Origin of the sequence: Pigmentiphaga humi (assembly GCF_900606115.1) — a bacterium.
GTDB classification, from domain to species: Bacteria; Pseudomonadota; Gammaproteobacteria; order Burkholderiales; family Burkholderiaceae_B; genus Pigmentiphaga; species Pigmentiphaga humi.
Genome location: NZ_UWPJ01000011.1, coordinates 42969 through 53839, shown reverse-complemented (window position 1 = coordinate 53839; position 10871 = coordinate 42969). Strand labels below are relative to the sequence as shown.

General features: G+C 62.2%; 19 protein-coding genes. 1 reads left to right on the top strand and 18 read right to left on the bottom strand.

Features of this window, described 5'->3' with window-relative positions; all coding sequences use genetic code 11:
- Nucleotides 1-14 precede the first annotated feature (14 nt).
- The gene (locus PIGHUM_RS06255; RefSeq protein WP_160142181.1) at nt 15-1010 is read left to right on the top strand and encodes a Bug family tripartite tricarboxylate transporter substrate binding protein; all 996 of its coding nucleotides are present in this window, start codon (nt 15-17) and stop codon (nt 1008-1010) included.
- Between the two features lie 144 nt (nt 1011-1154).
- Here the strand turns inward: PIGHUM_RS06255 and rplQ are convergent, their stop codons facing one another.
- The 18 genes from rplQ to rplN form a co-directional block, all read right to left on the bottom strand.
- Entirely contained in the window at nt 1155-1541 is a 387-nt protein-coding gene (rplQ, locus tag PIGHUM_RS06250; protein ID WP_124078529.1) for a 50S ribosomal protein L17, read from the bottom strand.
- A gap of 237 nt (nt 1542-1778) precedes the next feature.
- Nucleotides 1779-2765 (bottom strand): DNA-directed RNA polymerase subunit alpha, encoded by a 987-nt coding sequence (locus tag PIGHUM_RS06245; protein WP_124078528.1) that lies wholly within the window; start codon nt 2763-2765, stop codon nt 1779-1781.
- Between the two features lie 183 nt (nt 2766-2948).
- Nucleotides 2949-3572 (bottom strand): 30S ribosomal protein S4, encoded by a 624-nt coding sequence (rpsD, locus tag PIGHUM_RS06240; protein ID WP_124078527.1) that lies wholly within the window; start codon nt 3570-3572, stop codon nt 2949-2951.
- A 364-nt stretch (nt 3573-3936) separates the two neighbouring features.
- Entirely contained in the window at nt 3937-4338 is a 402-nt protein-coding gene (rpsK, locus tag PIGHUM_RS06235) for a 30S ribosomal protein S11 (RefSeq protein ID WP_124078526.1), read from the bottom strand.
- A gap of 29 nt (nt 4339-4367) precedes the next feature.
- The gene (rpsM, locus tag PIGHUM_RS06230; RefSeq protein ID WP_124078525.1) at nt 4368-4733 is read right to left on the bottom strand and encodes a 30S ribosomal protein S13; all 366 of its coding nucleotides are present in this window, start codon (nt 4731-4733) and stop codon (nt 4368-4370) included.
- Nucleotides 4734-4768: 35 nt separating this feature from the next.
- Complete coding sequence (rpmJ, locus tag PIGHUM_RS06225) at nt 4769-4882, bottom strand: 50S ribosomal protein L36 (protein ID WP_087780027.1); 114 nt, start codon at nt 4880-4882, stop codon at nt 4769-4771.
- 37 nt (nt 4883-4919) lie between these two features.
- Nucleotides 4920-5138, bottom strand: a complete 219-nt coding sequence (gene infA, locus PIGHUM_RS06220) for a translation initiation factor IF-1 (protein ID WP_087780026.1) — start codon at nt 5136-5138, stop codon at nt 4920-4922.
- Nucleotides 5139-5147: 9 nt separating this feature from the next.
- Nucleotides 5148-6470 (bottom strand): preprotein translocase subunit SecY, encoded by a 1323-nt coding sequence (gene secY, locus PIGHUM_RS06215; protein WP_124078524.1) that lies wholly within the window; start codon nt 6468-6470, stop codon nt 5148-5150.
- Between the two features lie 17 nt (nt 6471-6487).
- Complete coding sequence (gene rplO / locus PIGHUM_RS06210; protein ID WP_124078523.1) at nt 6488-6919, bottom strand: 50S ribosomal protein L15; 432 nt, start codon at nt 6917-6919, stop codon at nt 6488-6490.
- A gap of 120 nt (nt 6920-7039) precedes the next feature.
- A complete protein-coding gene (gene rpmD / locus PIGHUM_RS06205; RefSeq protein ID WP_124078522.1) occupies nt 7040-7225 on the bottom strand; it encodes a 50S ribosomal protein L30 in 186 nt (61 codons plus the stop codon).
- A gap of 3 nt (nt 7226-7228) precedes the next feature.
- Nucleotides 7229-7750, bottom strand: a complete 522-nt coding sequence (gene rpsE / locus PIGHUM_RS06200; RefSeq protein WP_087838303.1) for a 30S ribosomal protein S5 — start codon at nt 7748-7750, stop codon at nt 7229-7231.
- A gap of 11 nt (nt 7751-7761) precedes the next feature.
- Nucleotides 7762-8118, bottom strand: coding sequence for a 50S ribosomal protein L18 (rplR, locus tag PIGHUM_RS06195; RefSeq protein WP_124078521.1), 357 nt, complete (start codon nt 8116-8118; stop codon nt 7762-7764).
- A gap of 18 nt (nt 8119-8136) precedes the next feature.
- On the bottom strand, nt 8137-8670 hold the full coding sequence (gene rplF, locus PIGHUM_RS06190) for a 50S ribosomal protein L6 (RefSeq protein WP_124078520.1): 534 nt from the start codon (nt 8668-8670) through the stop codon (nt 8137-8139).
- A gap of 9 nt (nt 8671-8679) precedes the next feature.
- Nucleotides 8680-9075: a 30S ribosomal protein S8 gene (gene rpsH, locus PIGHUM_RS06185; protein ID WP_124078519.1), complete on the bottom strand. Its 396-nt coding sequence runs from the start codon at nt 9073-9075 to the stop codon at nt 8680-8682.
- An 11-nt stretch (nt 9076-9086) separates the two neighbouring features.
- The gene (gene rpsN, locus PIGHUM_RS06180; protein ID WP_087838307.1) at nt 9087-9392 is read right to left on the bottom strand and encodes a 30S ribosomal protein S14; all 306 of its coding nucleotides are present in this window, start codon (nt 9390-9392) and stop codon (nt 9087-9089) included.
- Nucleotides 9393-9403: 11 nt separating this feature from the next.
- Nucleotides 9404-9943, bottom strand: coding sequence for a 50S ribosomal protein L5 (gene rplE, locus PIGHUM_RS06175; RefSeq protein ID WP_124078518.1), 540 nt, complete (start codon nt 9941-9943; stop codon nt 9404-9406).
- A gap of 15 nt (nt 9944-9958) precedes the next feature.
- Entirely contained in the window at nt 9959-10276 is a 318-nt protein-coding gene (gene rplX / locus PIGHUM_RS06170) for a 50S ribosomal protein L24 (RefSeq protein ID WP_124078517.1), read from the bottom strand.
- 10 nt (nt 10277-10286) lie between these two features.
- Complete coding sequence (gene rplN / locus PIGHUM_RS06165; RefSeq protein ID WP_087780015.1) at nt 10287-10655, bottom strand: 50S ribosomal protein L14; 369 nt, start codon at nt 10653-10655, stop codon at nt 10287-10289.
- Nucleotides 10656-10871: the final 216 nt, after the last annotated feature.

The following is a 10871-nucleotide window of genomic DNA, read 5'->3' as shown; positions in this document are numbered from 1 at the left end:
CGGAGGATTCAACCATGAGACCCACGCTTCGTCGCCTCGCCTGCGCCCTCGCATGCGCCACGCTCGCCGCGCCGTTCCTGGCCCATGCCCAGAACCAGACTCAAACGCAGGCCTACCCCACCCGCCCCATCCACGTGGTCTTTCCCTACCCCAGCGGATCGCCCATCGACGCCATCGGCCGGCTGATGTCGGAACGCGCGGCCAAGATCCTGGGGCAGCCGCTGGTCTTCGAGAACAAGCCCGGCGCCAACGGCATCATCGGCACCGGCCAGGCCGCCCGCGCCGCCGCCGACGGCTACACCATCCACCTGACCACCACCTCGGCCTTCCTGCTCAACAGCTTCCTGCGCAAGGACCTGCCCTACGATCCGCTCAAGAACTTCACGCCGATCACCGCCGTCGCGGACATTCCCGTGGCCCTCATGGTCAGCACCAAAGTGCCGGCCAACACCCCGCGCGAATTCATCGACTACCTCAGGCGCAACCCCGGCAAGACCAACTACGCCAGCGTCGGCAACGGCTCGTTCAACCACATCCTGGGCGAACAGTTCAAGGCGGCCGCCGGCGTGGACATGATGCACGTGCCCTACCAGGGCGCGGGCCAGATCGCCATCGAACTGCTGGCGGGCCGGCTGGATACGACCATCCTGAGCGTAGGCAGCCTGCTGGGCCAGTGGAAGGCCGGCCAGATCAAGGTGCTCGCCTTCATGTCGCCGACGCGCCATCCGCTGCATCCCGACGTGCCGGCCATTACCGAAGCCCTGCCGAACTTCCGGCCCTTCGGCAACTGGATGGGCTTCGTCGCCCCCAACGGCACGCCGGCCCCCATCGTCGCCAAGCTGGCGCAGACCTTCAACACGGTCCTGCAGCAGCCCGACATTCGCGCCAAGATCGACGAACAGCATTGGAGCGTCATCGGCAGCACGCCCGAAGCCTTCGGCGCGGCACTGAAGAACGACATGGCGGTCCTGCGCGACGCCTTCGAAATGGCCGGCGTCAAGCCCGAATAAATCCCGCCCGCAAACAAAGAAAAATCCCCATGAGACGCACGTCGCATGGGGATTCTGTTTAGACCCAGGAAACCGCGGATCTAGCTTTGCCAGTCCGCCAGTTTCGCCCCCTGGGGGGCGCGCGTAAGCGCGTAGGGGGGGACCTTATTCCGTTTCGGCCACTTCGCCTTCCGGCGCGCGGTCGACCAGTTCCATATAGGCCATCGGGGCGTTGTCGCCTTGACGGAAGCCCATCTTCAGGATGCGGGTGTAGCCGCCGTTGCGCTCCTTGAAGCGGGGGCCGATCTCGGCGAACAGCTTGACCACCAGGTCGCGGTCGCGCAGGCGGGCGAAGGCCAGGCGCTTGTTGGCCAGGGTGGGTTCCTTGCCCAGGGTGATCAGCGGCTCGACGATGCGGCGCAGTTCCTTGGCCTTAGGCAGGGTGGTCTTGATGGCTTCGTGCGTGAGCAGCGAGACAGCCATGTTGCGGAACATGGCCAGACGGTGGCTGCTGGTGCGGTTCAGTTTACGGAGACCGTGACGGTGACGCATGATGACTTCCTTTATGAATCTAGAAGCGGCCGTGCCGCGGGGTTTCCAGCTCTTCTATCGGCGAGGTGCCGCGGGCCGGTATTGAAAATAGGTTTCTAAAACAGGTCTTCTTGAATTGCAGCCAATTTTGGCTTCGGCCGGCCCTTTCGGGCCTTAACTTGGGCTTTGCCCAAGTTAGCCTTCGCCGAAACTGGCCTTGCTGGGCTTTGCCCAGCAACCCGGGCTACGCCCGGGGCCTCAGGGCCTCTCGAGGCCCAGAGGCGGCCAGTTTTCCAGCTTCATGCCCAAGGTCAAACCACGGGCAGCCAACACTTCCTTGATCTCGTTGAGCGACTTGCGGCCCAGGTTCGGGGTCTTGAGCAGTTCGTTCTCGGTACGCTGGATCAGGTCGCCGATGTAGTAGATGTTCTCGGCCTTCAGGCAGTTGGCCGAACGCACGGTGAGTTCGAGGTCGTCGACCGGGCGCAGCAGGATCGGGTCGATCTGCGGCGTGCCGCGGGCGGGCGCTTCGATGGTTTCGGTCGAGCCTTCCAGCGCGGCGAACACCGACAGTTGGTCCATCAGGATGCGGGCCGACTGGCGCACGGCTTCCTCGGGCGAGATCACGCCGTTGGTCTCGATGTCCAGCACCAGCTTGTCCAGGTCGGTACGCTGTTCGACGCGGGCGCTTTCGACCGTGTAGCTGACGCGGCGGATCGGGCTGTAGGAGGCGTCCAGCACGATGCGGCCGACGGTGCGGGAATGGTCGTCGGCGAAGCTGCGCAGGTTGCCCGGCACGTAGCCGCGGCCCTTCTCGACCTTCAACTGCATCTCCAGGCGGCCGTTGTCGGTCAGGCTGGCGATGACGTGATCCGGGTTGATGATCTCGACGTCGTGCGACACTTCGATGTCGGCGGCGGTGACCAGGCCGGGACCTTGCTTGCGCAGGGTCAGGACGACTTCATCGCGGTTGTGCAGCTTGAACACGACACCCTTGAGGTTCAGCAGGATGTCGACCACGTCTTCGCGCACGCCGTCGATCGCGGAGTACTCATGCACGACGCCGGTGATCTGCACTTCGGTGGGAGCGTAGCCCGCCATCGAGGACAGCAGGATGCGGCGCAGCGCGTTGCCCAGCGTATGGCCGTAGCCACGCTCGAAGGGCTCCATGATCACTTTGGCGTGATTGGCGCCGACGACTTCGACGTCGATGTTGCGCGGTTTCAGAAATGCGGCGTTCGCCATGAATGTTCCTTGTCAATACCCTCGGCTCGTTACACCGATAAGGCTGGTGGAGGAATGGCCCACCCCTACGCGCTTCGCGCGCCCCTCAAGGGGCGGCACTGGCGGACCGGCAAAGCCGGATCCGCGGTGCCCTGGGGTATTTTTTACAGGCCGGCGGCGTTTTTCTCCGCCGGCTTGGTTCGATTAGCGCGAGTACAGTTCCACGACCATGGATTCGTTGACGTCGCGGGCGACGTCGGCGCGGTCCGGAGCCTGCTTGAAGGTGCCTTCGAGCTTGGTCTGGTCGACGCTGACCCACTGCGGCATGCCCTGGCTGGAAGCCAGTTGCAGCGATTCCTGGATCCGGGCCTGCTTCTTGGCCTTTTCACGGATGGCGATGACATCGCCGGCCTTGACGATGATGGAAGGCACGTTGGCGGTGTGGCCGTTCAGCATCAGGGCCTTGTGGCTGACCAGCTGGCGCGCTTCGGCGCGGGTCGAGCCGAAGCCCATGCGGTAGACGACGTTGTCCAGGCGCGATTCGAGCAGCTGGATCAGGTTCTCGCCGGTGTTGCCCTTGCGGCGATCGGCTTCTTCGAAGTACTTGCGGAACTGCTTTTCCAGAATGCCGTACATGCGCTTGAGCTTCTGCTTCTCACGCAGCTGCAGACCGTAGTCCGAGGTACGGGCACCCGAGGTGCGGCCATGCTGGCCGGGCTTGCTCTCGAGCTTGCACTTGGAATCCAGCGAACGACGGGCGCTCTTGAGGAAGAGGTCCGTGCCTTCGCGGCGGGAAAGCTTACACTTGGGGCCAATATAACGTGCCACGATGTATCCTTTTCTCTGTCAGGCCATGCACACGCATGGCGAGGAGTTTGCCTTGGTCATTTACGTTCGATGAACCAGAACGCGGCAAACGGTGGTCTTACTCGGCGCACCCAGCCCTGCCGGCTGCGCCCCCAGAAACAATAAAAACCAGACTGCAAAAATTGCCGCAAAACGCGGCAAAGCCCGCCATTCTACCGCGCTTTCGCATCCCACCCGGAATCGAGCCGAAACCCAACCCCAGCAACCCCGGCAACGTTGCCCAAAGGGCAACGAGCCAAAAGACCCAGGGCACAGTGGATCCGGCTCCGCCGGCCCACCAGTGCCGCCCCCCTGGGGGGGCGCGCGAAGCGCGTAGGGGGGGGACCTAGATCCTTCTGCGCTTCGGCGGACGGCAGCCGTTGTGCGGCACCGGCGTGATGTCGGCGATGCTGGAGATCTTGATGCCGAGCGCGTTCAGGGCGCGCACCGACGATTCGCGGCCGGGGCCGGGGCCCTTGATGCGAACTTCCAGCGTCTTGATGCCGTATTCCAGCGCCACGCGGCCAGCCGATTCGGCAGCGACCTGGGCAGCGAACGGTGTCGACTTGCGCGAGCCCTTGAAGCCAGCGCCGCCCGACGTCGCCCACGACAGCGCATTGCCTTGGCGATCGGTGATCGTGATGATGGTGTTGTTGAAGGACGCGTGGACGTGCGCAATGCCGTCCGACACGTTCTTCTTGATCTTCTTGCGAACGCGCTGGGCGCCGCTGTTCGGGGATTTCGCCATTTCTGGATCCTTGACTGGGTATCAGCCGTTTACTTTTTGAGCGAGGCCGCGGCGCGACGCGGACCCTTGCGGGTACGGGCGTTGGTGCGGGTGCGCTGACCACGCACGGGTAGGCCGCGCTTGTGGCGGAAACCACGGTAAGAGCCGAGGTCGATCAGACGCTTGATCGACAGCTGGATCTCGCGGCGCAGGTCGCCTTCGACGGTGAAGGTGTTGATCTGCTCGCGGATCCGCTCGAGTTCGGCGTCGTTCAGATCCTTGACCTTCTTGTTGTTCGGCACGCCGGACACTTCGCAGATCTTGCGAGCGCGCGAGCGGCCGATGCCGAAGATCGCCGTCAGACCGATTTCGGTGTGCTGATGCGGCGGAATGTTGATGCCAGCGATACGGGCCATAACGTTTCCTTGAATACCTGAGTGCTAGCCGGGGCTCAGCCCTGACGTTGCTTGTGGCGCGGGTCGGTGCAGATGATGCGCACCACGCCCTTGCGCTTGATGACCTTGCAGTTCCGGCAAATTGCTTTGACCGATGCCATTACTTTCATGATTGACTCCTAATTCTTACCCGGTAAGCCTTGGGGCTTACTTCGAGCGGAACACGATTCTTGCGCGTGACAGATCGTATGGCGTCAACTCGACCGTCACACGATCTCCCGGCAGGATGCGGATATAGTTCATCCGCATTTTTCCCGAGATATGTCCCAACACGACATGGCCATTCTCGAGCTTGACACGAAATGTTGCGTTGGGGAGGTTTTCCAGCACCTCTCCCTGCATCTGGATAACGTCGTCTTTGGACATACATTCTCGTTACCGCATCGGCAGATTCCCACCCTTGAAGTTCGCCTTCTTGAGCAGTGAATCGTATTGATGCGACATGACGTAAGCCTGCACCTGGGCCATGAAATCCATGGTCACCACAACGATAATCAGCAAAGACGTACCACCGAAGTAAAACGGAACATTCCAGCGCAACACCAAGAACTCCGGCAGCAGGCACACCAACGTGATGTAGATGGCGCCGGTAAACGTCAGGCGCATCAGGATCTTGTCGATGTACCGCGCGGTCTGCTCGCCCGGACGAATGCCCGGAACGAACGCGCCGCTCTTCTTCAGGTTGTCGGCGGTCTCGCGGCTATTGAACACGAGCGCCGTGTAGAAGAAGCAGAAGAACACGATGGCGACGGCATACAACGTGATGTAGAGCGGTTGTCCGGGCGACAGCGCGGCGGCCAGGTCTTTCAGCCAGCGCATGCCTTCGCCGCTGGAGAACCAGCTTGCCACCGTAGCCGGGAACAGGATGATCGACGACGCGAAGATCGGCGGAATCACCCCGGACATATTCAGCTTCAGCGGCAAATGAGAGCTTTGCCCACCGTACACCCGGTTTCCTACCTGGCGCTTGGCGTAGTTGACGACGATCTTGCGCTGCCCGCGTTCCACGAACACCACGAAAGCCGTCACCAGCACCACCAGCACCACGATGAACAACGCCGTCAGCACAGCCATCGCCCCGGTATTGACCAGCTCGAACAACCCGGCCAGCGCGTGGGGCAAGCCCGCCGCGATACCCGAGAAGATCAGGATCGAAATACCGTTGCCCAGGCCGCGCTCGGTGATCTGCTCACCCAGCCACATCAGGAACATCGTTCCCGTCACCAGCGAGATCATCGTCGTCGCCCGGAACATCAGGCCCGGATCGATGACCAACCCTTGCTGCGATTCGAGCGCGACGGAAATACCGACCGCCTGAACCATCGCAAGCGCCAGCGTGCCATAGCGCGTGTACTGCGTAATTTTGCGCCGCCCGGCCTCGCCTTCCTTCTTGATCGCTTCCAACGACGGCACGATGACCGTCATCAGCTGCATGATGATCGATGCCGAGATATACGGCATGATCCCCAGTGCAAAGATCGAGAAACGCGAAAGCGCACCGCCCGAGAACATGTTGAACAGGCCCAGAATGCCGCCCTGGTTCTGTTGGAACAGGGCGGACAGTTGGGTCGGATCGATTCCGGGCACGGGGATGTGCGTACCGATCCGGTACACCACCAGGGCGAGCAGCAGGAAAACCAGCCGGCGCTTCAGGTCGCCGTACTTGCCGGTCTTGCCCAGTGCGTTCGCATTAGCCAAAGCTCAGTCCTCGGTTATCAGACCAGGGAGCCGCCAGCAGCTTCGATCGCCGCCTTGGCACCCGCCGTCGCCGTCATGCCCTTGAGCACCACCTTGCGGGAGAGCTCGCCGGTCTTGATGACCTTGACGTAACGGACCTGCTGGCCGACCAGACCGGCCTGCTTGAGCGCCTGCACGTCGACTTCCTCGACGGGCAGGGCTTGCAGTTCGGACAGACGGACCTGCGCGTACAGATGCTGGCCCAGCGACTTGAAGCCACGCTTGGGCAGACGGCGCTGCAGCGGCATCTGGCCGCCTTCGAAGCCGACCTTGTGGAAGCCGCCCGAACGCGACTTCTGGCCCTTGTGACCGCGGCCGGCGGTCTTGCCGAGGCCGGAGCCGATACCGCGGCCGACGCGGCGCTTGGCGTGCTTGGCGCCTTCGGCAGGCTTGAGCGAATTCAATTGCATGTCAAATACTCCAGTGCCACAACAACACAGCGCGCTTGCCGTCCAGGATGCGGCGGAGCCGGCTTTGCCGGTCCGCTTGCATCGCCCCCTGGGGGGCGCGCGCAGCGCGTAGGGGGGGAATCATACTTCCGACACGGTGATCAGATACGACACCTTGCGGATCATCCCGCGCACTTCCGGCGTATCGACCAGGACGCGCGAGCTGTTCAGCCCGCGCAGGCCCAGGCCGCGCACGGTGGCGCGATGCGATTCGGGCGTCCCGATGGGGGAACGCACGAGCGTCACTTTGACGTTCTTCTTCGTCATGGCTTACCCCAGGATCTCTTCGACCGACTTGCCGCGCTTGGCGGCGACGTCGGCCGGAGTCGAGCTTGCGCTCAGACCGTTGAGCGTAGCGCGCACGAGGTTGTACGGGTTGGTCGAGCCGAGGCTCTTGGCCACCACGTTACGAACGCCGAGCACGTCGAAAATCGCACGCATCGGGCCGCCGGCGATCACGCCGGTACCTTCGACGGCAGGCGAGATCAGAACGGTGGAGGCGCCATGCTTGCCGACCACGTTGTGGTACAGGGTGCCGTTCTTGAGCGGCACCTTGACCATCTTGCGGCGGGCTTCTTCCATGGCTTTCTGGACGGCGACCGGGACTTCCCGGGCCTTGCCCTTGCCCATGCCGACACGACCGTCGCCGTCGCCGACCACCGTCAGCGCTGCGAAACCGAGGATACGACCGCCCTTCACGACCTTCGTGACGCGGTTGACGGCGATCATCTTCTCGCGAAGACCGTCATCGCGCTCCTCAGCCGCGGCATTCTTACCTTGCATCTTGGCCATGTAATCCTCGCTTAAAACTTCAGGCCGGCTTCACGCGCGGCATCGGCCAGGGCCTTGACGCGGCCGTGGTAGCGGAAACCGCTGCGATCGAACGCAACGGTTTCGATACCGGCGGCCTTGGCCTTCTCGGCCACGCGCTTGCCCACCAGGGTTGCAGCATCCACGTTGCCGCCCTTGCCCGCCAATTGCTGGCGCACTTCGGCTTCGACGGTCGAGGCGCTGACCAGCACCTTGTCGCCTTCCGGCGAAATGATGTTTGCGTAGATGTGGAGGTTCGAGCGGAACACCGACAGGCGATGCACGCGCAACTCGGCGATCTTTCGGCGGGTAGGTACCGCACGACGCAAACGAGATTGCTTCTTGTCCATGATTCGTCCTTACCCGCCTTATTTCTTCTTGGTCTCTTTGATGACCACGCGCTCGTCCGCATAGCGCACGCCCTTGCCCTTGTAGGGCTCGGGGGGGCGATAGGCGCGGATTTCAGCGGCCACCTGACCAACACGTTGCTTGTCGGCACCCTTCAGAACCACTTCGGTCTGGGTGGGGCATTCGACTTTCACGCCGGCGGGCATCTGGTGCACGACATCGTGCGAAAAACCCAGTTGCAGCTTGACCGAGTCGCCTTGGGCCTGGGCACGGTAGCCCACGCCGACCAGGGTGAGCTTGCGCTCGAAGCCCTTGCTGACGCCGGTCACCATGTTGTTGACCAGGGCACGCAGGGTGCCGGACATGGCCTTGGCTTCGCGGCTGTCGTTGGCAGCGACGAAGGTCAGCTTGCCATCGTCCTGGCCGATCGTGACCTGGCCGGTCAAGGCCTGCGCCAGAGTGCCCAGCGGGCCCTTGACGGTGATCTGATCGGCAGCGATGGTGGCCTCGACGCCCTTGGGCAACTCGACGGGATACTTAGCAATACGCGACATGTCGACTCCTTACGCCACGTAGCAGAGGACCTCGCCGCCCACGCCATTGGCGCGTGCTTTGCGATCGGTCATCACGCCACGGGAGGTGGACACGATGGTCACGCCCAGGCCGTTCATGACCTGGGGAATGGAATGACGGCCCTTGTAGATACGCAGACCGGGCTTCGAGACGCGTTCGATGCGCTCGATGACCGGACGGCCGGCGTAATACTTCAGGCTGATTTCGAGTACGGGTTTGCCATCATTGGCCTTGACCTCGAAACCGTCGATGTAGCCCTCGTCCTTCAGCACGGTGGCAATCGCCACCTTCAGCTTCGAGGAGGGCATGGATACGGACGCCTTGTCTACGCGCTGCGCATTGCGAATGCGCGTCAGCATATCGGCGATCGGATCGCTCATGCTCATGAATGACTCTCCTACCAGCTGGCCTTGGTCATGCCCGGGACTTCGCCGCGCATAGCCATCTCGCGCAGCTTGTTACGGGCCAGACCGAACTTGCGAAACACGCCACGGGGGCGACCGGTCACCGCGCAGCGGTTGCGCTGGCGAGTGGGGTTGGCGTTACGAGGCAGCTGCTGAATTTTCAGGCGAGCCTGGTAACGTTCTTCGTCCGACTTGGACGCATCGTCGACGATAGCCTGGAGCGCGGCACGCTTGGCGGCATACTTGGCCGCCAGCTTGGCACGCTTGATATCGCGATTGATGAGTGAAAGCTTAGCCACTATTTCACCCCTTAGTTACGGAACGGGAAGCGGAAGGCCGAAAGCAGCGCCTTGGCTTCTTCATCGGTCTTTGCCGTGGTCGTGATGCTGATGTTCAGCCCACGCAGCGTGTCGATCTTGTCGTACTCGATCTCGGGGAAGATGATCTGTTCTTTCACACCGATGTTGTAGTTGCCGCGACCGTCGAAAGCACGGCCGGACACGCCACGGAAATCGCGCACGCGCGGCAGCGCGACGCTGATCAGGCGATCGAGGAATTCGTACATGCGGGCGCCGCGCAGGGTCACCATGCAGCCGATCGGATAGTTCTCGCGGATCTTGAAGCCGGCGATAGCCTTGCGCGACTTGGTCACGACGGGCTTCTGGCCAGCAATCTTGGTCAGATCGCCGGTAGCGTGCTCGATGACTTTCTTGTCGGCGACAGCTTCCGAGACACCCATGTTCAGGGTGATCTTGGTGATGCGCGGCACTTGCATCGCGCTCTTGTACGAGAACTGCTTGGTCAGGTCGGCAACGACCTTCTCGCGGTAATAGTCTTGAAGACGGACCATGTCGTTTGCTCCCGCTTACGCTTTCGTCGCAATGGCTTCGCCATTGGAACGGAAGACGCGCACATTCTTGCCTTCGACTTTCTTGACGCCCACGCGATCGGCCTTGCCGGTGGCGGGGTTGAAAATCGCCACGTTCGAGACGTGGATGGGCATGGTCTTGTCCATGATGCCGCCAGGCTGGTTGGCCATCGGATTCGGCTTCACGTTCTTTTTGACGACATTGATGCCCTCGACCACGACACGGTCTTCGCCAACGCTAAGCACGACACCGCGCTTGGCCTTGTCTTTGCCGGTCAGGACGATGACTTCGTCGCCTTTACGGATCTTGTTCATCGCGGCCCCTTTACAGCACTTCGGGCGCCAGCGACACGATCTTCATGAAACGCTCGGTACGCAGTTCGCGCGTAACGGGTCCGAAGATACGAGTGCCGATGGGCTCGAGCTTGGCGTTGAGCAACACGGCGGCATTGCCACCGAAACGGATCAGCGAACCGTCCTTGCGACGGACGCCCTTGGCGGTACGAACCACCACGGCGTTGTAGATTTCGCCCTTTTTTACGCGACCGCGGGGGGCCGCATCCTTGACGCTCACTTTGATGACGTCGCCGATGCCGGCATAGCGGCGCTTGGAGCCGCCGAGCACCTTGATGCACATAACCGAGCGCGCACCGGTGTTGTCGGCCACGTCCAACGTGGTCTGCATTTGAATCATGATTTACCCTGTTCCAACTTAACCCGAAATACCCGGCGCCATTCAAGCAGCGCCAGGCCATCCGATCAGTTTTGGTCCCGTCAGGCAGGCAACTGCTTGCTCGCCCTGGGTTGAAATTCTGAAGCGAACGCCGCGGGAAACCCCACAACGCAAGGCCAGTTTCCACCTCGGCAGCCGCATGGATCAGCCCACAAAACTCGAGGACGCATCCAGCAA